21 protein-coding genes and 2 pseudogenes are annotated in these 22,329 nt (G+C 59.7%); 10 read left to right on the top strand and 13 right to left on the bottom strand.

The window, feature by feature from the left end:
• The first annotated feature begins 4 nt into the window (after positions 1-4).
• From LJ655_RS15165 to LJ655_RS15135, 7 genes are all read left to right on the top strand, one after another.
• Positions 5-967, top strand: coding sequence for a DUF2950 domain-containing protein (locus tag LJ655_RS15165; RefSeq protein WP_230562066.1), 963 nt, complete (start codon positions 5-7; stop codon positions 965-967).
• A gap of 83 nt (positions 968-1,050) precedes the next feature.
• Positions 1,051-2,802 carry a SulP family inorganic anion transporter gene (locus LJ655_RS15160; RefSeq protein WP_230562065.1) on the top strand — a complete coding sequence of 584 codons (1,752 nt, stop codon included), beginning with the start codon at positions 1,051-1,053 and terminating at the stop codon, positions 2,800-2,802.
• A 16-nt stretch (positions 2,803-2,818) separates the two neighbouring features.
• Entirely contained in the window at positions 2,819-3,214 is a 396-nt protein-coding gene (locus tag LJ655_RS15155; protein ID WP_230562064.1) for an RT0821/Lpp0805 family surface protein, read from the top strand.
• Positions 3,215-3,333: 119 nt separating this feature from the next.
• Positions 3,334-4,206: a VOC family protein gene (locus tag LJ655_RS15150; protein WP_230562063.1), complete on the top strand. Its 873-nt coding sequence runs from the start codon at positions 3,334-3,336 to the stop codon at positions 4,204-4,206.
• 297 nt (positions 4,207-4,503) lie between these two features.
• Positions 4,504-6,237, top strand: coding sequence for a pyrroloquinoline quinone-dependent dehydrogenase (locus LJ655_RS15145; RefSeq protein WP_230562062.1), 1,734 nt, complete (start codon positions 4,504-4,506; stop codon positions 6,235-6,237).
• Complete coding sequence (locus LJ655_RS15140) at positions 6,234-6,854, top strand: c-type cytochrome (RefSeq protein ID WP_230562061.1); 621 nt, start codon at positions 6,234-6,236, stop codon at positions 6,852-6,854. The genes LJ655_RS15145 and LJ655_RS15140 overlap by 4 nt, the downstream gene beginning before the upstream one ends.
• Positions 6,855-6,869: 15 nt before the next feature.
• A complete protein-coding gene (locus LJ655_RS15135) occupies positions 6,870-7,532 on the top strand; it encodes an ankyrin repeat domain-containing protein (protein WP_230562060.1) in 663 nt (220 codons plus the stop codon).
• A 74-nt stretch (positions 7,533-7,606) separates the two neighbouring features.
• Here the strand turns inward: LJ655_RS15135 and LJ655_RS15130 are convergent, their stop codons facing one another.
• From LJ655_RS15130 to LJ655_RS15120, 3 genes are read right to left on the bottom strand one after another with little or no spacing between them, the layout of a single operon-like run.
• Positions 7,607-8,029: an ExbD/TolR family protein gene (locus LJ655_RS15130; RefSeq protein WP_230562059.1), complete on the bottom strand. Its 423-nt coding sequence runs from the start codon at positions 8,027-8,029 to the stop codon at positions 7,607-7,609.
• Positions 8,020-8,790, bottom strand: a complete 771-nt coding sequence (locus LJ655_RS15125; protein WP_230562058.1) for a MotA/TolQ/ExbB proton channel family protein — start codon at positions 8,788-8,790, stop codon at positions 8,020-8,022. The genes LJ655_RS15130 and LJ655_RS15125 overlap by 10 nt, the downstream gene beginning before the upstream one ends.
• Positions 8,791-8,833: 43 nt before the next feature.
• The gene (locus LJ655_RS15120) at positions 8,834-9,580 is read right to left on the bottom strand and encodes an energy transducer TonB (RefSeq protein WP_425605810.1); all 747 of its coding nucleotides are present in this window, start codon (positions 9,578-9,580) and stop codon (positions 8,834-8,836) included.
• Positions 9,581-9,762: 182 nt separating this feature from the next.
• Between LJ655_RS15120 and LJ655_RS15115 the strand changes: the two genes are divergently transcribed.
• On the top strand, positions 9,763-10,866 hold the full coding sequence (locus LJ655_RS15115) for a YVTN family beta-propeller repeat protein (protein WP_425605809.1): 1,104 nt from the start codon (positions 9,763-9,765) through the stop codon (positions 10,864-10,866).
• A 485-nt stretch (positions 10,867-11,351) separates the two neighbouring features.
• On the opposite strand, the gene LJ655_RS15110 is transcribed toward LJ655_RS15115, so the two are convergent.
• The 5 genes and pseudogenes from LJ655_RS15110 to LJ655_RS15090 all read right to left on the bottom strand — a co-directional run bounded on the left by LJ655_RS15110 (position 11,352) and on the right by LJ655_RS15090 (position 14,350).
• The gene (locus tag LJ655_RS15110) at positions 11,352-12,068 is read right to left on the bottom strand and encodes an ATP-binding protein (protein WP_230562055.1); all 717 of its coding nucleotides are present in this window, start codon (positions 12,066-12,068) and stop codon (positions 11,352-11,354) included.
• Positions 12,065-12,679: a hypothetical protein gene (locus tag LJ655_RS15105; RefSeq protein ID WP_230562054.1), complete on the bottom strand. Its 615-nt coding sequence runs from the start codon at positions 12,677-12,679 to the stop codon at positions 12,065-12,067. The genes LJ655_RS15110 and LJ655_RS15105 overlap by 4 nt, the downstream gene beginning before the upstream one ends.
• Positions 12,676-13,176: a hypothetical protein gene (locus LJ655_RS15100; protein WP_230562053.1), complete on the bottom strand. Its 501-nt coding sequence runs from the start codon at positions 13,174-13,176 to the stop codon at positions 12,676-12,678. The genes LJ655_RS15105 and LJ655_RS15100 overlap by 4 nt, the downstream gene beginning before the upstream one ends.
• A 395-nt stretch (positions 13,177-13,571) precedes the next feature.
• Positions 13,572-13,822 (bottom strand): annotated as a pseudogene (locus LJ655_RS15095) (TonB-dependent receptor); the annotation flags it as partial.
• Between the two features lie 57 nt (positions 13,823-13,879).
• Complete coding sequence (locus LJ655_RS15090; RefSeq protein WP_230562052.1) at positions 13,880-14,350, bottom strand: OmpA family protein; 471 nt, start codon at positions 14,348-14,350, stop codon at positions 13,880-13,882.
• A gap of 1,303 nt (positions 14,351-15,653) precedes the next feature.
• Here LJ655_RS15090 and LJ655_RS15085 point away from each other — a divergent pair.
• Positions 15,654-15,920, top strand: a pseudogene (locus tag LJ655_RS15085) (hypothetical protein); the annotation flags it as partial.
• A gap of 518 nt (positions 15,921-16,438) precedes the next feature.
• Here the strand turns inward: LJ655_RS15085 and LJ655_RS15080 are convergent.
• The 4 genes from LJ655_RS15080 to LJ655_RS15065 form a co-directional block, all read right to left on the bottom strand.
• A complete protein-coding gene (locus tag LJ655_RS15080; RefSeq protein ID WP_230562051.1) occupies positions 16,439-16,879 on the bottom strand; it encodes a hypothetical protein in 441 nt (146 codons plus the stop codon).
• Entirely contained in the window at positions 16,876-17,310 is a 435-nt protein-coding gene (locus LJ655_RS15075; protein WP_230562237.1) for a M35 family metalloendopeptidase, read from the bottom strand. The genes LJ655_RS15080 and LJ655_RS15075 overlap by 4 nt, the downstream gene beginning before the upstream one ends.
• Complete coding sequence (locus LJ655_RS15070) at positions 17,310-17,618, bottom strand: M35 family metalloendopeptidase (protein ID WP_230562050.1); 309 nt, start codon at positions 17,616-17,618, stop codon at positions 17,310-17,312. The genes LJ655_RS15075 and LJ655_RS15070 overlap by 1 nt, the downstream gene beginning before the upstream one ends.
• A gap of 175 nt (positions 17,619-17,793) precedes the next feature.
• Complete coding sequence (locus LJ655_RS15065) at positions 17,794-18,219, bottom strand: hypothetical protein (protein WP_230562049.1); 426 nt, start codon at positions 18,217-18,219, stop codon at positions 17,794-17,796.
• Positions 18,220-18,973: 754 nt separating this feature from the next.
• On the opposite strand from LJ655_RS15065, the gene LJ655_RS15060 reads away from it, so the two are divergent.
• Positions 18,974-19,705, top strand: coding sequence for a hypothetical protein (locus tag LJ655_RS15060; protein WP_230562048.1), 732 nt, complete (start codon positions 18,974-18,976; stop codon positions 19,703-19,705).
• A 166-nt stretch (positions 19,706-19,871) separates the two neighbouring features.
• Here the strand turns inward: LJ655_RS15060 and LJ655_RS15055 are convergent, their stop codons facing one another.
• A complete protein-coding gene (locus tag LJ655_RS15055) occupies positions 19,872-22,247 on the bottom strand; it encodes a TonB-dependent receptor (RefSeq protein ID WP_230562047.1) in 2,376 nt (791 codons plus the stop codon).
• Positions 22,248-22,329 lie beyond the last annotated feature (82 nt).

Genomic DNA, 22,329 nt, shown 5'->3' with positions numbered 1-22,329 from the left:
AACCATGAGCGGGCAGAGCATCACCGGAAAGCGCGCACGCGACGATTCGCGGTGGCGTGTCGCGGCATCGCGAATCGTCGCGTGCGCGATGGTGCTCGCGCTGTCGGTTCCGTTGACCGCGCTCGCCGAAGGGCAGCGAACGTTCGCCACACCGGAAGACGCGGTCGCGGCGCTGTCCAGCGCGCTGAAGACCGACGACGAAGCGTCGCTCGTCGCGATCTTCGGCGAAAAGCACAAGAGCCTGGTGGTATCGCCGGATCAGGCGGAGAACGAGGCGAACTGGGCCAAGGCGAGCAAGGAGCTCGAAGCCTATCACGTGCTCGACGACGGGGGACCGGACCGGCGGATTCTGCTGGTCGGCGACGAGGCATGGCCGATGCCGATACCGATCGTGAAAGAGGGCGGCAGCTGGCGCTTCGCCACGGAGCAGGGCGAAGAAGAACTGATCAATCGACGGATCGGCTCCAACGAGCGCGAAGCGATCAAGGTAATGCACGCTTACATCGACGCGCAGCGTCAATACGCCTCGCGCGACCGCAACCACGACGGTCTGCTCCAATACGCGCAGAAACTGGCCAGCACGCCGGGCAAGCAGGACGGCCTCTACTGGCACACCGACGAAAACAGCGGCGAGGAGGAGAGTCCGTTCGGTCCGCTCGTCGCCGCCAGTTCCGAATATCTGAAGGGTCACGCGGCGGGAGACTCCTACCGGGGCTATCACTTCCGCATTCTGACGCGGCAAGGCAAGAGCGCGCCGGGCGGGGCGTTCAGCTATGTGATCAACGGCCACATGATCGCGGGCTTCGCGATGGTCGCTTATCCGGCACAGTACGGCACGAGCGGTGTCATGACCTTCCTCGTCAACAACAACGGCGTGATCTACCAGAAGGACCGTGGCCCGCATGCGCCGCCCTTGACCGAGTTCAATCCGGATCACACATGGCAGCGCGTCGAGGAGCCGCTCTGAGCGGCTTCGGTGTTCCATGAAGCCATTGCCGCGCCGCGTACGCGTGCTTCCCTCAAGTCTGCTCCCGTAGCCGAGGCACTACGTTGAACAACCCTTCCAGCGTTACCGGCCTCGCAACGACCGCGCTGCCCGCGCGCGGCTGGCGTGCCGCTTTTCCTCCCGCGCAGTGGCTGCGCAGCTATCAACCGCGATGGCTCGTGAAGGACGCGGTCGCCGGTGTGACGCTCGCGGCCTACGGCATTCCGGTGTCGCTCGCGTATGCATCGCTCGCCGGCCTGCCGCCGCAATACGGCATCTACGGCTATCTGGTCGGCGGTCTTTGTTACGCGTTGTTCGGCTCGTCACGCCAGCTCGCCATCGGCCCGACCTCGGCGATCTCGATGCTCGTCGGGGTGACGGTCGCAACGATGGCCGGCGGCGACCCGGCGCGCTGGGCTTCGATCGCGGCGCTCACGGCCGTGTTGATCGCCGGCATGTGTGTGATCGGCTGGCTGCTGCGCTTGAGCTCGCTCGTCAGCTTCATCAGCGAGACGATCCTGCTCGGCTTCAAGGCGGGCGCCGCACTGACGATCGCGATGACCCAGCTGCCGAAGCTGTTCGGCGTGAAAGGCGGCGGCGAGTTTTTTTTCGAACGGATCGCCGTGCTGTGGGGGCAGATTCCGCTCACCAACGTCAGCGTGCTCGGGTTCGGCCTCGTTTGCATCGCGTTGCTGCTGCTCGGGGAAAAGTTTCTGCCGGGGCGTCCGGTGGCGCTCGGCGTCGTTGCTGCTTCGATCGTCGTGTTGTCGGTCACGCCGCTGGCGAGTCGCGGATTCACGCTCGTCGGCGCGCTGCCTCGGGGTTTGCCTCAATTCCACCTGCCGGGGCTGCGCCTGCGCGACGTCGACGGCATCGTCCCGCTCGCGTTCGCGTGCCTGTTGCTGGCCTATGTCGAAAGCGTCTCGGCCGCGCGCGCACTCGCGCAGGCACACGGCTACGAGATCGACGCTCGCCAGGAATTGCTGGGTCTCGGAGCGGCCAATCTGGCCGCGGGATTGTTCCAGGCCTTTCCGGTCGCAGGCGGGCTTTCGCAATCGACCGTGAACGACAAGGCCGGCGCTCGGAGCGCGCTTGCGCTGGCATTCGCGTCAGTCGCGATCGGCTTCTGTCTGATGTTCCTCACCGGGCTGCTCGCGAATCTGCCGAACGTCGTGCTGGCGGCGATCGTGCTCGTGGCCGTGAAGGGCCTCGTCGATGTCGGCGAATTGCGTCACGTGTGGCGCGTGAGCCGCTTCGAATTCGCGATTTCCATGGTGGCGTTCGCGGCGGTGCTGTTATTGGGTATCCTGAACGGCGTCATCGTCGCGGTGCTCGTGTCGATGCTGCTGATCATCCGTCGCGCCGCGCATCCGCATGTCGCGATGCTGGGGCGTATTCCCGGCACGCGCTATTTCTCGGATCTCGAACGTCATGCCGAGAACGAGACCATTGCGCAGGTGCTGGCCGTGCGTGTCGAAGCGTCGCTGCTGTACTTCAACGTCGAGCACGTGCGCGACACGATCCGGCGAATGATCTACGCCGCGCCCGAGCCGGTCCGGCTCGTGATCTGCGATCTGTCCGCGTCGCCGGTCGTCGATCTGGCGGGCGCGCGCATGCTCAAGGCGCTGCAGGGGACGCTTCAGGCAGCGGGCGTCACGATGAAGATCGTCGGCGCTCATGCGGAGGTGCGCGACATGCTGCGCGCCGAAGGACTGGAAATTCGTGTCGGCCATATCGGCCGGCGCAGTTCCGTGGCGGACCTCGTCGACGCGTTCCAGCAAATCGGCGATCACGCGGAAGGCGCGGAGCGCAGCTGATATCGAGGAGATACCCATGTCACGTCAATCTCATTCTGGCGCGCGCGCATTAACGCGGTGGCTCGCGGCGGCGCTGCTCGCGGGTCCCGTTCTGTGCCATGCCACGAACCTGAACTTCCTGAAAGACACGCCCATCACGTACATGCGTGCCGCGGACCGTAAAGCGCTCAACAATGCGGCGCAACAGGCCCTCGATACCAAACAGGATGGCGAATCGCTCGAATGGAGCAATGCGGGCACGGGCAACCCTGTTTCGATTACGGGCACGGTGACGCCGCAGAATACGACGAAGGACGGCGATCGGACCTGCCGGACCGCGACGCTCGTCGCGGTCGCGAAAGGACAGACTCAAAGCTGGACGCCCGTCGCCTGCAAGACGGGTAATGGGACGTGGAAGGTTCTCAAGAAATAGGGACGCGCGCATTACATGAATCAGCGCGTCAATCAGGTCCGTCCATCCGCGCGTAAATCGATTGCCCTGTTGATGCATAATTGGTTGAGCGTCTCGCGGCTCATCCATAAGGCAAACACATGGAATACTCCTACGCCAACGACGATACCGGCAATCTGGTTTTTCTCGAGCATGTCAACCTGAAGATTCCCAACCAGATTCTCGCGACCGCCTTCTACGTCACCGGCCTTGGGCTCACGCGCGATCCGTTCGTGATGACTGGTGTCGACAATATGTGGATCAACATCGGCCGCTCGCAGATTCACTTGCCGCACGGGGCGGCGCAACGTTTGCGCGGCACGGTCGGTCTCGTGGTCGGCGAACTCGAAGCGCTCGTGGCGCGCCTGCGCGCGGTCGAGCCACTGCTCGCCGGCACCGGGTTCGGTTGGACGGAGCGCGCCGGCAGCATCGAAGTGACCTGTCCGTGGGGCAACCGCTACGAGTGTCTCGACCCGTCCAGCCGATCCGCGTCGGCTCCCTGGTCAGAAATCGATCTCGGCATCGCGTTCGTGAAGATGGACGTACCCATCGGCAGCGCGTTGCCGATCGCGCGCTTTTACCGCGATATGTTCGACGCAAACGTCGATATCGAAGAGCAACATGGATTGCACCGCGCGGTGATCGACGTTGGCACGCATCAGCAACTGCTGTATGCGGAAACGACGGAGCCGATTCCTGAATACGACGGCCACCACATTGCCATTTACACCGCTGCTTTTTCGGGGCCGTACGAGCGCCTTGATGCAAAAGGCCTTGTATATGGAGAAGAACCACACCAATACCGGTTTGCCGACCTGCTCGATCTGTCCTCCGGAGAACGTTGCTTCAGGCTCGAGCACGAAGTGCGAAGCCTGCATCATCCGCTCTACGCACGAGCTCTCGTGAACCGGAATCCGCAACAGACCAACCGGAACTATCTGAAAGGTGCCGATTCGCGGGGCGGCCGTTTCTGATCAGCGCGATGCGCGGGGGGAGTGCGGCGTGAGCCCACTCCTGAAAGATTTAATCTAGAAAATCCACATCGCATCGCCTACCCTTAATCGAGCCGGTTTTCCGCGGAACCGTGCATCACTTCTCTCCGCTCTGCGAAGCCGACCCGTCCTGACAAAGCTGACAACGATTCGAAGTCGTACGCTATTGCCGTCTGCGAGGGTTGCGCCATCGTGCTTTTTCACGCTGTCGTCCGCGTGGATCAATGCCGCACTCCTGCGCTGCAATTCATAGGAACAATAAAAGGCAAGGAGACGCTCATGTCATTCAACCGTATTCAAGGAATTGTGGGCCTGCCACTGCTCGCCATCGCCTTCGGCTTGCCGGTGGCGCACGCTGCCGACGAAGTGCAGAACAGCTCCACCACCACCGCTGCGCCGGTGCCCTCGAGGCTTCAGCCCGTAAGCCAGGATGAGCTCGATCGTGCCGGCGGCACGACCAACGCCTGGCTGCTTCCGAACGGGTCGTACGCACAGACTCGCTTTTATCCCGGCACGCAAATCAACCGGACGAACGTCGCGAAGCTCAAACCGGCGTTCATCTTCCAGACTGCCGTCAACGAGTCGATGGAAACGGCGCCGATCGTGAAGGACGGCGTGATGTTCCTCACCACGTCGTTCAATCATGTGTACGCGATCGACGCGACGACCGGCAAGGAGTTCTGGCATTACAAGCACAAGATGGGTCCGGTCACGACCTTCTGTTGCGGGCCCAACAATCGCGGCGTCGCGATCTCGGGCGACCGGCTCTATATGGGCACGCTCGACTCCAAGCTCGTCGCGCTCGACGCGAAGACCGGCAACGTGCTGTGGCAAAGCCAGATCGCCAATCCCGACGAGGGCTACTCGGAAACGATGGCGCCGGCGGTCGTCGACGGCAAGGTGCTGATCGGCACGAATGGCGGCGAGTACGGCATTCGAGGTTTCGTGAAGGCGTACGACGCGAATTCCGGCCAGTTGCTGTGGACCTTCTACACGATTCCGGATAGCGGCCAGGAAGGCGTGTGGGCCACGAAAGACGCGACCGGCCGCGACGAGAAGCGCGACATCGACGCGGAGAAGAAGCAGCTGGCCGACAAGGGCGGCGACTTCTACAAGACGCTCGGCGGCGGCGTCTGGATGACTCCCGCGGTCGACCGGAAGACGAATACGGTGTACTTCGTGGTCGGCAATCCGTCACCGGACCTGTACGGCGCGATCCGGCCGGGAGACAACCTCTATACGGACTCGCTCGTCGCGATCGATCTCGACACCGGCAAGTACAAGTGGCACTACCAGTACGTGCCGCACGACGTCTGGGACCTCGACGCGGTGAGCCCGCCGGTCCTGATCGACGTGCGCGACAACGACGGCAAGATGATCCCCGGCATCGTTCATGCGGGCAAGACCGGTCACGTCTATGTGCATGATCGCGCGACCGGCCGTCTGATCCGCTTGTCGCAGGCGATGATTCCGCAGGAAAACATGTGGACCTTGCCGACCGCGGCCGGCGCGCGCATGTTGCCGGGCGCGAACGGCGGCGTCGAGTGGTCGCCGGTCGCGTTCGATCCGCAAACGCGCCTCGTCTATGCGGCCAACCTGCATCAGCCGATGACGTATCAGGTCGAGGAAGCCGCCTATCCGGGCGGCAGCAAGCTGTGGCTCGGCGGCGCGTTCAAGGTGATTCCGTCCGAGCAGCAATGGGGCAAGCTCTCGGCCGTGAACGTCGACACCGGCAAGATCGCGTGGGACTACAAGACCGAGCAGCCGCTGATCGGCGGCGTGCTCGCGACGGCGGGCGGCCTCGTGTTCAACGGCGAAGGCAACGGGCTGTTCCGCGCGTTCGATGCCGCCACCGGCAAGAAGCTGTGGGAGTTCCAGTGCGGCGCGGGGGTCAACGCACCAGCCGTGTCGTACACGGTGAACGGCAAGCAGTACATCGCGGTCGCGGCGGGCGGCAACACCCAGCTCGATTTCAAGCGCGGTAACAGCGTCATCGTGTTCGCGGTGCCATGAGACGGCCGGCGCTGCGGGGAGCGCCGGGGTTGACGCGCGCTGCATGGGCGGCGCTGCTGTGCGGCGGTTTGTTCGCCGCATCGCTGCCGCCGGTTGCGCGCGCCGACGCCGAGGCGGGCAAGGCGAAAGCGCAGGTATGCGTGGCCTGTCATGGTCCGATGGGCAATTCGACCAATCCGGACTATCCGATTCTGGCCGGGCAGACCGCGCGCTACATATACCTTGAGCTGAAGGACTTCAAGCAGGGACGGCGCACCGATCCGCGCATGTCGCCGATGGCGGCGAACCTGTCGAGCGAGGACATGCAGGACCTCGCCGACTATTTCGCCGCGCAGAAGCCCGTGCCGGTGCGGTTCAACGCGGATGGCGCGAGCATCGAGGCGGGCAGCAAGAAGGCCGCCGAGGTGCTGTGCACGATGTGTCACCTGGGCGGATTTTCCGGGCAGAACGAGATTCCGCGCGTCGCGGGTCAGCAGTATCAGTACATCGTCAAGCAGTTGCAGGACTTTCGCTCGCACACGCGTACCAACGATGCGGGCAACATGACCAGCGTGACGCGCAATCTGACCGACGACGACATTCATCATCTGGCCGCCTATATCAACAATCTGCAGTAGCACGGGGACGACACCATGAGAGATATGTTCATTCGGCCGCTTGCGAGCGCCGTTCTGTTTGCCGCCGTATCCGGTGCCAGCTTGCCGGTGCTTGCTCAGGACCAGGGGGACATCAACCGCCAACTGCTCGCGGCAGCGAAGGACGACGATCAGCCGTCGGTCGTCGCGGCGTTGCAGCGCGGCGCGTCGGTCGATGCGATGAACCGGATCGGCGACACCGCGCTCCTCACCGCGTGCAAGAAGGGCGATACGGCGATGGCGCGCACGCTGATCGAGCACGGCGCGAACGTGCAGCATGCGAACGCGCCGGGCGATACGCCGTTGATGGCCGCCGCCTACGGCGGCTTCGACGAAATCGTCGCGCTGCTGCTCGCGCATGGCGCCGATCCGCTCGCGACGGATCGCGTCGGCAAGACCGCGATGGAGTACGCGGCGGGGCAGGGGCAAACGAAGGTCGTCGCTCAGTTGCTCGATGCCGGCATCGACGTGAACCGCACCTACAAGAACGATCTGACCGCGCTGATGTGGGCGGCCGGATACGATCGCGCGGAGACCGTGCAGTTGTTGCTCGCGCGCGGCGCGAACCGGTCGTTGAAGGATAACCGGGGGATGACGGCGAAAGATATCGCGGTGCAGACGAAGTCGGAGCGCGTGGCGGGCTTGCTGTCGGCGAGTTAGGCGCTCGCGCCGGCGTTCTCGATGGCATGTTTTTGCCAGCGGCCCAGCGCCGCCAGCAGTCCCGCCGCGCCGCGTCATTTGCCCAACTGCGGATCGGTCACGAAGCCCATCCTGGTCAGTCCGCCGCGCTGCGCCGCCGACATCACGATCGCGACCCGCTCATACGGCACCTTGCGATCGGCGCGCAAATGCAGTTCCGGCTGCGGCGTCGCGAGAGCAGCCTGGGCGATGCGTGCGCGCAAGCCGTCGTCGCTCACGGCTTGGCCGTCCCACAGGACCGTGCCGTCCGCCTGCACCGCGACGTCCACGTGCGCGGGCTTGACCGCTTCGGGCTGACTGCTCGCATGCGGCAGATCGATCCTGACGGCGTGCTGCAGCGCCGGAATGGTGACGAGAAAAATGATCAGCAGGACCAGCATCACGTCGACGAGCGGCGTCATGTTGATCTCGTTCATCAGACCTTGATCGTCGTCGTCGGAGAAAGGGCTCATTGCCATTCGAGGTCTCCGTCATGGGTCGGGTTCGTCGCGCTGGCGCCGCGCGGCACCACGCGCATCTGCGGCCCGGCGCTCGACGGCAATTGCGCGCCGGTCACGAAGTACGCATGCAGGCCGTGCGCGAAACGCTTCAGGCGCGCGACGAGCGAGCGGTTCGCGCGCGTCAGTCCGTTGTAGCCGAGCACGGCGGGAATCGCGACGAAAAGGCCGAACGCCGTCATGATCAGCGATTCGCCGACCGGCCCGGCGACATGATCGATCGAGGTCTGACCGGTTTCGCCGATCACGATCAACGCATGGTAGATGCCCCACACGGTGCCGAACAGCCCGACGAAGGGCGCGGTGCTGCCGATCGACGCGAGGATCGCGAGGCCGCTTTGCAGCCGCGCGATCGTCTCGTCCATCGTGTCTTGCAGACGCCGGGTGATCCAGTCCGACACGTCGATGCGATCGTGCAGATGCTGCTGCGTCTGCCGGTGGTGCGTCGCCGCTTCATGGCCCGCCAGCGCGAGCGCGAGCAGCGGGTTGTCATGCGCGCTCGATTCCGGGTGGCCGAGAGCGTGCAGCCCGTCGTCGAAGCGGTCCGCGCTCCAGAAGCGCGCGTCGCTCCGGCTGGTCACGCGCCTGAGGCGCAGCAGTTGCCACAGCTTCACGATGATGACCGTCCACGACAGGACCGACATGATCACGAGCACGCTCAGAATGCCGCGCGTGACGATATCGCCCGAAGCCCAGACGTTTGCGAGTCCGTAATGTTGCATGGCGATTTCCTTCGTTGGTTGTCCTGGTCCGTTTGCGCTTCGGTCACTCGGTCAGTCCGAATACGAACGACTGCGAGTACGCGGCGCGCACCGGCGTGCCGTTTTCGGTGTACGGCTGGCAGCCGCCCGCATGCACGGCGGCGAGCGCCGCGTCGTCGAGCCTCGGGTAGCCGCTGCTCGTTTGCAGTTGCGCCGTTTCGATGCGCCCGGTGAGCCCGACGACGAAGCGCACGATCGCTGTGCCATGCTCGCCGCGCCGCTTCGCAATGTCCGGATAGTCGGGCTTCGGAATCGAGCAGTCGACGTGTGGCACGTTGCGCGGCTCGGTCGATGCGGGCACCGCCGGATGGGCGGCGGGGGCCGTCGGAGTCGCGGGCTCGGCCGCTTGCGGTTCGGCCGATGGCGTGACGGGCTGCGTGGCGCTTTCGGGTGAGGGGGACGGTGTCGGCGCTGGCGCTTCCACGCTGCGCGGCACCTGCGCGCGCGGCTGGGGTGCGGGTTTGACGCGCACGGCGGGGCGCGTGACGGGCGGAGCCGGCGGGACGACGGCGGCGGGCGGCGGCGGCGCGGGAGGCGCCACAACGGGAGCGGGAGGCTCGGGGCTCAACAGCAACGCGGTGATGGTCCTCGGCTCGACCGGACGCTCGACGATCCGGTGACGCGCGTTCAACGCGATGGCGAGCAGCGCCAGATGCGCGACGATCACGGCGCCCAGCACGATTGCCGCGCGCCGGTAGCCCGCGGCGGCATGCGTGGGACTTGCAGGATTGACCATGGCAACTTGCAGCATCAGCGCCACCTCCGGGCTCATTGTCCTACGGTGCCCCCGCTTTTAGAACCCGCGAAGGCCGGCGCCCCGCAATTCGGGAAAATCTCCCGCCCGCTCCGCGTTGTCAAACAATCGCCGGGTGGGCTACCTTGAAACAATGGCGCGAACCATCGCGACGCCGCGATTTCAACCGGAGTAAAACGATGCCGGAGACACGGATTTCCCCCCGCCCGCCACGCCGTTCCCTCATGCTGGCTTGCGCGCTCTTGCTGACCGCGAGCGCGGCGTATGCCGCAGCCGCGCCGCTCGCCTACGTGACGAGCGAGAAGGCTGGCGTCGGCGTGATCGATCTCGATCAGATGACGCTCGCGCAGACCTTTCCGGTGGGCGCAGACGGCCCGCGCGGCCTGAGCCTGAATGCCGACGGCACGCGTTTGCTGGTCGCCAATAAAAACACGGGCGACCTCGCGGTGATCGACACCGCTACCGGCAAGGTCGTCAAGCGCGTGAAGATCGGCAAAAACCCGGAATTCGTGCGCGTGCGCAACGGCTACGCGTATGTGACCTACGAGCCCGGCGACGTCAGCGGTCCGCCGGCAGACAAACCGGAAGGCAAACCGGATTCGAACGCGGGCGGCAAGTCCGGCGCGGACGACGACGACGCGAACAAGCCGCCGGCCGAAATCGCGATCATCGATATGAAAAACTGGCAAATGATCCACTCGGTCACGAGCGGCCACGAAACGGAAGGCATCGAATTTTCGCGCGACGGCCAGATGATGCTGGTCGCCAATGAAGGCGACGATACGGTGTCGATCTATCACGCGCGCACCGGCGCGCCGATCCGGACCGTGAAGCTCGCGCCGGGCGGACGGCCTCGCGGCATCCGGCTGTCGCCGGACGGCAAGCACTACGTGGTCACGCTGGAGTCGCTCAGCAAGTTCGTCGTGATCGACGCACACACGTTCGATGTGCTCAAGACCGTCGATACCAAGCTCGGGCCCTATGGTGTCGCGTATGGCCCGAATGGTCAGCGGCTTTTCGTGGCCGCCGCGCGCGACCAGACGGTGCAAGTGTTCGACGGCCACACCTACGAACATATCGCCGATGTGCCAGTCGGCCAGCGCTGCTGGCATTTCAGCTTCACGCCGGACGGCTCGAAGCTGATGGTCGCGTGCGGGCGTTCCGGTGCGGTCTACGTGGTCGACGCGCAGAGCTATCAGCCGGTCAAGGAGATCGGAGATCTGCCGCTTGCATGGGGCATCGTCACGTTTCCGCGCAGCGATGGGTCGATCGAATCGAATTGATTGCCGTGCGACTACTGCCTACCCGGGTACCGCAAAAGCCCCGCAGAAGCGGGGCTGAATATCACCGTTTGGTCATCCACTGATCCTGCTCGATGGCCGCTGGAGCCTGCACGACCTGCGCCGCACCAGAGCCACCTACATGCAGGCGCTCGGCGTAATGCCAATCATGATCGAGCGGCGCCTGAACCGTGTGTCATCGCTCGACCAATTCTAGAAGCAGCTCAACCGCCAGCTCATGCGGCACTATCATCAGTACCGTTGCGAGCGGGAATTGCGCGCCGCGTGGCAGGAACTGGGGGCATTCCTTGAGAAGACCGCCAAGCCTCGCCGGCGGAATCAGGAGTCGGACACCAGCAGTTCCATGAAGCTGGCTGAAAGGCTCAGGCTGTACAGGAAGTCGGGCGACGACGAGTGAAGTCTGCGCATCCTCATTCGGATCGTCAGCAGACCTGGTGCGCAGCAGAACGCGGCGCACCAGGAATGCACTATGGCGCGCTCTGGCGTAATTCGTCTTGCCGTGAAAACTTGAACGGATTTTCCGGGCTGGCGAAGAAAAGACGAATTTCCTTGTTAGTCTGTTTGAACTGTCCGCGCTCAAACGTAAAGTACGAGACGAGCAGACCTATACGTGCGTTTTGTGCTTCATCGAACAGATAGCTGTTCTTCGGGAATGCAAGTTGACCGCCTTCCATTTCGACTATCGCTCGGCACGAAGAGAGCAAGGCAGGTAGATGAAGAAAGGTTGGCTTACGGCCGAACGGATCTACCAGAAGGAAAATCTGCTGATATCGATCGGCCTCGCCGGACCCGCTGCCGTGTCCTTCTACGCAGAGAACGGGGCGACGATTATCCGCTTGCTTCGCCATAAAAACATTGGCGGTATCAGGATAAATATTCCCTATTGGCTCGTGTGGAAACTTTGTCGCTCTTGTGAAACGGTAGGTTCTGTCATTGACGGTTATGTGATCTGGTGCGACTTGAATCCGTATCACTCTCCCCGAGAAAGTCGTATGCAGTTCGATATGCGCGCCTTCGTCGCCAGGTTGGGAATAAACAACGCCAGCCTCTTGCTTGATAGGTTCGCTGAACATTGCGCCAGCTTGGACGGTATAGAACGCGTCGTAACTATCGTAAGTCCCGGCTGCATATGCACCAATTGATGCAGTGGCCAGAGCCGCCGCCAGCATCGCAGTTATTTTCATCGGTAAGCCTTCCCCCCGGTTGCGTTCAGGTAGTCCGGATTGTGAATCCAGAAAATCGTGCTGCCATGAGCGGCGGTCGAAACCCACACACAATCGTAGCGACCACGCTCAGCACCATCAACAATTTGTCCCGTTTTTCGGTTCTTTACCTGCCAACGCACAATGACATTTCGCCGGTTTTCCGGCACGTTGAAAATGTTGTGCGACGGGTCCCCCCATCTGAACCCATCGCGGACCTTTGGATGATTCGCGTAGTTCGTCTTGAAGTCTAAACCGTCCCACCAGAAGCCACCGTTTGACGGGTCTGGCCCGCCATTGACCAAGGCTCTTTCTGCCCAATCTACCGCCAATTTCATCCCCGAGTTTCGCTCGATTTCCGCATCCGATGTTCGCATCAGTTTATTAAATCTCGCATTGGAACCATCCCACGCATATGAATAGTTCTGATCTGCAGCGCGTAGCTCCGGGACCGTTTTATTACCCCATGCGCGGCATCTATTAGCTACTGCGAAAGCTATACCACCGATTTCCTGAGGATCGTTCGCGGGTGAGGCTTCACCATATGCGACTGCTGCAAGCAGATGTACATGTTGACTAATAACGCCATTCATCGTACATCCCCATTCCGCCATGCAATGAATGAGAGATTTGGATAGATTTTCTTTGAGAGTGGCATTGTTTTACCTGCTACGAGCGATTCATTATCGACCAGCGAAACACCGTCGTCGCTTAGCAATTTGTAAGTCATCCCTTCGATTGGGGTATAGGTCGTCGCATCCACTATCTCGAAGTAATGCTCCAGTTCGTCGTTGTCGGCAGGCGAAGAGCTCGGACCGCCGAGCCGGTGGCGCCCATAACCCGCGAGGGCCTGCGAGCGCCCGCGACAATTGCAGGCTGACGCATAGCCCAGGGCCTCGGCCATTTGGTACCCAGTTGGATACGACCGAAGCCTGTCAAACGGAAACCATGCGCCGGTTTCGACGTTCAGAGCCATTGCGTGCGGCATCGGTGGAAATTTGGAATATATTGAGTAGGTCACGCGGCAGCACAGACATTCTTCCTCGCCCGTCATAAGCTCCCCGGTGCCTTCCTGTCCTTGCTGTTCCATTCGACCTTCTCTGATTTGAGGAACGCCCGACAAAGTGATCATCCAAACGGGTCACGGTCAACCGCCTTAACTTGAGATAGGCCGTTTTGACAAACATTGACTCGTGTGGGGCCGACAGCGACCTGATGAGCCGTATTGAAGACCCCCGGCCGATGTTGGAGCGATGGGCGGAGGATGTGTGCGGCGTGGTGGACTGATTTCCGGGGCAGCCTCTGGCAGAGCAGTGGAGTGCATCTCGAATACGAACAGGGACATAGGTATGTCGTCGATCTATTTAAACTCGCTGCCGGAGTTGACAGCGTTCAGATCATTACGTGCGACACGTTGTCTGTACATGGGCGATGGCCCAAAATCTTCACTGCCTTGGAGACGGAATGCCATCACGCCAAACGTCGCTACTTCCACGCATACCTCACCCCCAGCCAAGAGCTCCGCGGCGCACCGGTCCGACGAACTGCTCGTTCACCGGGTTCGCGCCGTTGAACGTGCCGCCCGGTCCGGTAAAGAGGTTCTCCCCGAGCGCACCGAAGCTCGCATAGCGCCTGTCGAGCAGGTTCGACACCGACGCAAACACCTGCAACTGCTTCGTCACCTGATATGCGGTATCCATATCGATCAGGAGGTCGCCGGAGATCTTGCCGTTCACGTAATCGCGGGGTGTGATTTCTGTTCGTTAGAGGTTCTGCCGAAGCGGAGCGAAATCTCACTTAATAGCCTTGGTTGTCGGCGTGACACGCGGATCGTCGCAGAGTCGTTCGCAGCCGCCTTTGCAAAGCGGCATAAGGCCAACGCTTAGCTGTAGGTATCCATTGAATCCGCTGTTGTCTTGCGGATAGGGCGACTCTTCCAGATGAGTGTCGACATATATATATTGCGACTTCACTCCAAGTTGAACTAAAAATTGTTTCAATTGCTGACCTCTCGACTTCGCCAGCTCTTCCGCGTTCTTTTCGCCGACGTAAGCGTTTGCGACGATTTGGGCTTGAATTTCGACATCGGGCCACCGGCGAGCATTTGATACTAAATCCACCATTTTAAGGCGATAGGAATTAGGAATTCCTTGGTAATTAAGTGGAACACTTTCAGTCAAGTCTTCCGAAATGGTACATGCGGCTACCTGCTGAGAAGTGCTGAACCAAAAAGCGAAAATGATAACGAAGGCGAATTTCTTCATGGGATTACCATATTTTCTTTTGATTTAACTCGGTTTGTGTATCGAAGTGCGCGACGTAGCATGCGATGCTGTCTGCATTCCGGCTAGCCCCTTCAGGATCGTTTTGAGCCCAGTAACCCACGCCAGTACCAAAACCATACATCACATCATCCGAATTGAATGTATCGATATAGTGCGTGCACCCATGGATTATCACCTTCAATTGGCAATTTGTTGAGACTGCAATGGGTGGCAGAGTGCAGAAAAGGGATGAATTGCAAGGGCTCCGCCGAAACGGGGCGTGTCTCTGCGACGTCTCTATCAGCCATCGCGGAGCAGGAAGATTAGTTTCGCGGAATTGCGACCGACGCTCGTTTCAACGCCCCTAAATCGTCTCGATACCAAACATCGAGACGATCGCGCCCCCAGCGAAGTCTTTCAACGTCCGGTTGAGTGTACGAAGTCGCAAGGTGCAGTGTTGCCACAGGCTCCCTGCCTGTAAAGAGTCTAAAAACCTGGAGCGGGTTAGACGCCACACTGACAACCAGACGGCGCTTGATGTCAATCGCGTCTTGCGCGACTAACTCATGCCCGTCAACCTTGTTTGGCGGACTGAAGAACATATCGTTGCGGCAGCCAGTACCACAAGGGAAGCGCATCATTGCGATGTCGCCGTACCATTGAATTCCCGGTCGGACTGATGTCTTGATAATTGTCTGAGTCTTTTTGCCGCTTTTTAACACGGAGACAACACAATCATCGGGCGCTCCATTGTGCTTGCATTTCACGGCTATCGCCCATCCACCGGGACCTCGATACAGATCATTGACAGGCTCGTCTGGACCATATGCTGTCAAGGGGAGAGCGTAGCTGACCGTGGTCGAACACGACAAAACTATGCTAGCGAACGTTCTTGTAAAACTTGAAGTCATGTTCGGAAATCCAGGTGGCTCAATGCACGGAGAACGTGTGTGGTGTGGCGGACTGAGTTCGGGGACGGCCTCTGGCAGAGCAGCGAAATACATTTCGAATACGGAGAGCGCATAGGTATGTTGTCGATCTGGTAAAACTCGCCGCCAGAGTTGACAGCGATCAGACGATTACCGTGCGATACATTGGCCGTCCACGTGCAATGGCCCAAAATCGCCAACGCCGCTACTCCCACACATATCTCATCTCTACTCGGAAGCTCTTCGGCGTCCTCGGTCCGACGAACTGCTCGTTCACCGGATTCACGCCATTGAATGTGCCGCCTTGTATCTCGGCCTCGCCGTCCGGGATTGTCCGTGCCGTTTTTGGTCGCAAGCGCAGCGCGCCGCCGAGCTTCGTGCCCGCCATGCGTGACAAGACGGTGGAAGTGTTCGACGGCCACATCTACGAACATATTGCCGATGCGCCGGTCGGCCAGCGCTGCTGGCATTTCAGCTTCACGCCGGACGGCTCGAAGCTGATGGTCGCGTGCGAGCATTCTGTTGCGGTCAAGGTGCTCGCCGCGAAGAGCTATCAGCCAGTCAAGCAGATCGGCGATCTGCCGCTCACGTGGGGCATCGTCACGTATCCGAGCAGCCACGGGTCAATCGAATCGAATTGATTATCGTGCGACGTCTGCCTACCCGCGTACCGCAAAAGAAAGCCCAGAAAAAGCGGCGCTGAATCTCACCATTTGGTCATTGTCAGAACATTCTCCAGAAAATTATTCTGTGCCTTTCGAGCATCTTAAATGCACTGCTCATATATGGCGGGATACATTGAACCATCATGTCTTGCACTCCATGAATTACCCGAATCGCGTGGTAACTCGCAATATCTAACGATATTTTCCTGAGATTTCATGTACTCGTCGAGCAGCTTTGCATGACTATTGTTAGCTGGGATGGTCGCTTTAATATTTTTATAAAGTCGCTCATTCGATGCTGCAACATCCGCGCTTAGGCCATGGTAACACTCTGCATCTCCATAACCGCCACCAAGATGCTTCAGGCATCCAGGATCTGTTTTCCCTACGGCCACACTCGGCAAGACGGCCAGTGACATCGAATAGGCAAGACATTTAGTGAGAAGCATCATATATTCCCGATCTAAAAAGGCGTGACTGGAAGCGGTAATCTGTTAATTTCCTTCGCAACAATTGTTTCGGCAACCCGGAGTGAGCTGTAGCGTCACAGTTCTCTCTGCTTCGGTATAACTGGATGGATTTCCGAAACTACCGACATTGGTCTTAATCTCGATTGGGGCTTTTACCAGACCGTTATCCAAAGCAGCCTTAACAACATCTACTGCGCGAGCCATTGCTAGATCATCCGGTCTATCTTCGTCGGGTTGTGCCTGCGCACTCACCTGCAGCCAGGTTTGAACTGCATAGTTGGCATTTAGCGATCTTGCCCATTTCTCTAATTTTTTTAACTGGACATTTTCAAGTGCGCTAGAATTTTTTTCGAAAGCAAGAGATAGTTGATGGCTGGGTAAATTGACCGAGCCCTCGCATTTGGCGAAACAACTGCACGGCAATAGGGCCAATGAGGCTGCTATCGTCAAGTAATTTAATTTCATGGATAGGTGTTATCAGGTTTGTCGTCTGTTTCAAATCTGGGTTCTGCATAAACAACGTAACCAGCTAGACTGTCTGCATTTTTCAATGCCATACCCGAATTGTTTCTCCCCCACATAGCTAGTGGCGTGGAGATTGAATACATCGGATCACCACTGGCAAATGTATCCGCGAAATGTGTGCATTCGTGGATGATTGTTGAAACTCTCGAATCGCCGTATCTGTTCTGATCGTGAAGTCCGCTGCAGAAAAGTTTGCCAATGGCAATGTATCGCATAGCGGTATTAGGCCCGCATACATGTGCAGCCTCTAGTTTCAAGTTTTTCAGGGTAGGCAGACAACCCAGGGACATATCGAGGTTTGACATTGACCTTATAAAGCTCCCTGCTGTTAAATTGCTTAAGACGTTGCGAACTTTTTGGAATCCACTCATTAAATACTGACGCGTTTGCTCATCGCTTTTCCAAACCAAAATTCCATCCTTATTTTTGCGGTGGCATCGTATCTGGCAATGTCTGCTATGCGACAATCCACATATGATACACACCATGGAAGCATGCGCCGGATCATCACTCTAAATTCCGCATCTGTCATATTTTCGCAGATTGGAGTAGTGTCAATTGTCACGTGAACCATTGAGCCTGGGTTCGTGTTTGTTACTGCACCGGAATGCACCTCAAACCATTCTTCATTTTCACTTGCCTTGAAACCGTACTTGCTCTTTCCATCAAGATCATTCATTCCAGACTGCTCCTGTAACGTAAAGTCTCAAAGCCGATGCAGTATCCGTCTTGATGCGCTCGGCTTTTGCATCTTGAAATGCAAGTTTTTTTCCCGCTGTCGTCAATGTTTGCCTTTACCACCAGAACTCTTCCGTCTGTGGCGGTGGGGCCGCCGAATTTGACCGGAATGCGCATCAGGTGCCCCCGCCAATTTCGAGTGTCAGTCGGCGTGAGTCCTCAGTCGTGATTCGCTGAGTTCGCCCCTGGGAATCAGTTACACCTTGCGCGAGGACGCGCAAACCAACACGCACGCGGTAGCGCACCGCCGCCCGTGGCTTGCCTGCGCGGTCTTTCAACGTGAACTGTTCGCCGTAGCGCTTAGGGGTGCGCTCGCGACAATCGCAAGCCCATGCATAGCCCAGGGCCTCGGCCATTTGGTACCCGGACGAATACGACCGAAGCCTGTCAAATGGAAACCATTCGCCGGTTTCGACGTTCGGAGCCATTGCGGACGGCATCGACGGGAAAGTGGAATATATTGAGTAGGTCACGCGGCAGCACAGACATTCTTCCTCGTCCGGCATAAGTTCCCGGGTGCCTTCCTGTCCTTGCTGTTCCATTCGACCTCTTCTGATTTGAGAAACGCCCGACAAAGTGACCGTCCGAACGGCTCACGGTCAACGGCCTCAATTTGGGATAGAACCGTTTTGACAAACATTGACTCGTGTAGGGCCGACAGCGATCTGATGAGGCGTATTGAAGACCCCCGGCCGATGGCGGAGCCGTGGGCGGAACGTGTATACGCCGTAGGGGGATGATTTCGGGAGCGGCCTCTGGCAGAACAGCGGAGCGCATCTCAAACAAGGACAAAGACATGGCGTGTCGACGGTCTATCTGAAGTCGCTGCCGGAATTGACAGCAACGAGATAATTACCGTGCGACCCGTTGTCCGTACATGGGCGATGGCCCAAAATCGCCAACGCCGCTACTTCCGCGTATACCTCCTCCTCACCCAGAAGCTCCTCGGCGCCCTTGGCCCGACGAACTGCTCGTTCGCCGGGTTCGCGCCATTGAACGTGCCGCCCGATCCGGTAAAAGAGTTCGCCCCGAGCGCGCCGAAGCAAACTCTGCGCGCTTCGGGCTTATTTGCAATTGGATAACGCTAATTGTCAATGTTTGTCAAAACGGATCTATCTTAAATTAAAACTGTTGACCGTGACTTCTTCGGATGGTTAATTCGTCGGACGTTGTATGCAAAATCAGAAGAGGTCAATTGGAACAACAGAAACAAAACGGCGCACGGAGCGAGGATGAATGCTGCTTTGCAGTATCACATATTCAACCTACTCAGACTTTCCGCCAAGGCCGTCCGCAATGGCACTGAACGCCAAAACCGGCGAATGGCTTCCGTTCGATAGGCTGAGGTCGTATTCAAACGGTTACGCCATGGCTGAAGCTCTGGGTTACGCATGGGCGTGCGACTTTCGCGGACGCTCACGGAATCGCTTCGATCAGCGGTTCACGCTAACGGATGCAGGAGATAATGTACTCCCTGATATATATTACACCGCCCGACTTCAATTGGGCGCACTTGTTCACGGCATTACCAATTCGCAGAAGCACGACTTTTTGGAACAGGAAATTATGATGCTCGACATGGCAGGGGTATCGAAATTGAATAAATTCTGGAGGTGCTTCGTGCTAATCATGGCGCTTTGTAACTTTCGGTCAACATATGCCGACGAGGTAATCAACGATTCAAATTGCATGCAGTACCTGGGCGGTGGCGGATTCGGAGATTTTGATTGCTATGAGCATCATGCAAGATTCCTTGAAATCGACAACAATAAACTGGCGAATTCAATCAGATCCGCACGCGGCATCAAAGGCGCGAGCAAGGCTGAACTTGACCGGTACATGCGCGCACAAGATGAATCGGCAAAGGCTTGCGATCTAGCCCCTAAACTGGCATATGATTGGAATATTGAAGAACCGCCAAAAACACATGTGGATATGTACGATGTCATGGGGGCGCGTTGCCATTATTCAATTCGCAAGCAGCAAAACGAATTCCTGCGAGACCTCTATTCGATCAAAACGGGTTGACGGTCATAGCTGTCCGCACACCAATCGCGTTTGATGCCTAATGGCTTCGTGCTCGCGGGTTGGAGTTCATGGGTGACGTGGCCTATGCGCAGTCGTGGTGGTGCCCCGCCGAAGTGGAGCATCGTCGGAAAGAGCGAAGCCATGCGACCAGTCACGCCAAACACCCCTACTTCCACGCATACCTCATCCCCACCCAAAAGCTCCTCGGCGCCCCCGGTCCGACGAACTGCTCGTTCACCGGGTTCGCGCCGTTGAACGTGCCGCCCGGTCCGGTAAAGAAGTTCGCCCCGAGCGCGCCGAAGCTCGCATAGCGCTTGTCGAGCAGGTTCGACACCGACGCAAACACCTGCAACTGCTTGGTCACTTGATAAGCGGTGTCCATATCAATCAGCAGATAACCCGAGATCTTGCCGTTTACGTCCTGGTTGTTTTCGTCGCCCTGCGCATAGACGCTGCCGCGCCACGTCAGGTTCGTGCCGATCCGCCATTTCGCGGTGGCCGCGTAGTCGAGCCGCAGCTTGACGGTCGTCGCCGGAATGCTCGGGATGTGATCGCCGGGCCGCACCGTGATGTTGCCGTTCGCGTCCGCGCTCGAGTTGCGGGGGCTGTTTTCGACCCACGTCGACTGGTAGGTCGCGTCGACGTAGCTATAGCTCCCGGTCACGGTGAGCCCATCGTACTTCGTTTGTCCGGCCAGTTCGACGCCTTGCCGGCGCGTGCGGCCGACGTTCTGGAAAAAGCCCTGCGAACTGCCCGCGCCGTTGCTGCTGACGAACTGGATATCGTTGTCGAGCGTCGTGCTGTAGGCGGCGGCGCTCCATGTCGTCGACGCGCCGATCCTGCCGCGTGCGCCGACTTCATAGGTCTTCGATATCACCGGCTGCAACGACGGATCGGAGATGAAGTCGTTCGGCAGCGAACACGGCGCGTTCGGATCGGCGCAAGCCAATTCGATCGCGGTGGGCGAGCGCATGCCCTCGTTGTAAGTCGCGTAGGCGGTGAGCGCGGGCGTCGGATTCCAGTTGATGCCGATTGCCGGGTTGAAGCGCGAGAACGTATGGTGACCGTCGAGCTGCGGTTGCTTGCCGGACTCGTCGCCGATCGTCGCATCGGCCCAGTTGTAGCGGCCTGACAGGGTCAGCGCCCACTGCTGCGTCAGCGACAGCGTGTCCGTCAGGTAGATGCCGTAGTTGGTGTTGTGCGTGTTTGCGTCGGTCTGCTGCTCGAAATTGCCGATGCCCACCGTCGCGCGCGAAGCGGTGAACGCCGCGTCCTGCGACGACTGCGTGAAGCGTGAATCGGCGGCATCCACGGCCATGCCCGCGATGAACTGGTTCTTCATGCCGCCGAGCTTGCCGAGCAGCGTCAGTTGGAGGCTCGCGCCGTAGCTGTCGGTCGTCACGGTCGACTGTACGTTGGTCGCCTGCAAGGTGTCGACGGTGCCGTCGGCGTTGAGCGTGCCGTAGTCGTTGTTGACGTTGCTGCTGCTGTTGGCATTGCGAAAATGCCGGTAGTACGCGTTGCCGCTCAGCTCGACGTTGTCGTTGAAGTAATGATCGCCCGAGAGCGTCAGGTAGCCGGCGCTGTTCTGATTCTGGTCGGGATACGTGTACGGTTGCGCGGGGTTGTCGAGAAACGAGCGTGGAATCGTTTGCGTGCCGTGCAGATCATTGTCCGCGCCCCCGGCAGACAACGACAGCGTGGTATCGGCGTCGGTATAGCGCAGCTTGCCGAACACCTGGCGGATGCGGCTTTCGTTCTGCTGGGCCCAGCCGTTGTCGTTCGCGGCGTTGGCGGTGAAGTAGTAGTCGAGGTTCTGGCCGATCGTGCCGCCCTGTTCGATCTGCGCGGCCTTGCGCCCCCACGAGCCGCCCTGTATTTCGGCCTCGCCGACCGGGTTGTCCTTGCCGTTTTTCGTCGTGATCGCCAGCGCGCCGCCGAGCGTGTTGAAGCCGAAGGCCGGATTGGAGCCGGGAATCAGCTGCATCGTGTCGATCGCCTGTTGGGGCAGCAGGTCCCAGTTCACGACGTCGCCGAACGGTTCGTTCACGCGCACGCCGTCGACGAACACCGACAAACCCTGCGGCGTGCCCAGCAGCGGCGAGGCGGTGAAGCCGCGATAGAACAGGTTCATCTGATACGGGTTGCCCTGCGCGTCGGAGATGGTGACGCTCGGCAGATTCGCCGCGAGGTAGTCGCTGAGCGTCTGGCGGTTCTGCTGTTGGATGTCCGCCGCATGGACCGTCTGCACGTTGGCCGGCACCAGCGTGAGCGGCGTGCCGATGCCAAGCAACGGCGTGGTGCCGACGATGACGATCGGCGCGAGGGTCGTGGTGGGTGCCGTGTTGCTGTTGGCGTCGTTCCCGGGTGCGGCGGACGGCGCGGAGGCCGACGCCGGCGCCGACGCCGACGCGGCGACTGGCGGCCCCGCCTGCGCCCAAACGGTCGTGGAGAGACTGGCGAGCGCACCGCCGACACAGAAGGCGATACCGGCTCGCCGCTGAAGGCGGCGTTTGCGGCGTGCTCGTGCTCGCATGCTCATCGTTGTCGTCTCCTGCCCGCTGGTTCGATGCGCGTGTCGCGCGTTCTTTGACGTTGGTGTAAAGCTTCGCATACGCGTCTGT

This window comes from Paraburkholderia translucens (assembly GCF_020881035.1).
GTDB classification, from domain to species: domain Bacteria; phylum Pseudomonadota; class Gammaproteobacteria; order Burkholderiales; family Burkholderiaceae; genus Paraburkholderia; species Paraburkholderia translucens.
The sequence above is the reverse complement of the archived record's forward strand: the minus strand, read 5'-3'. Positions and strand labels throughout refer to the sequence as shown.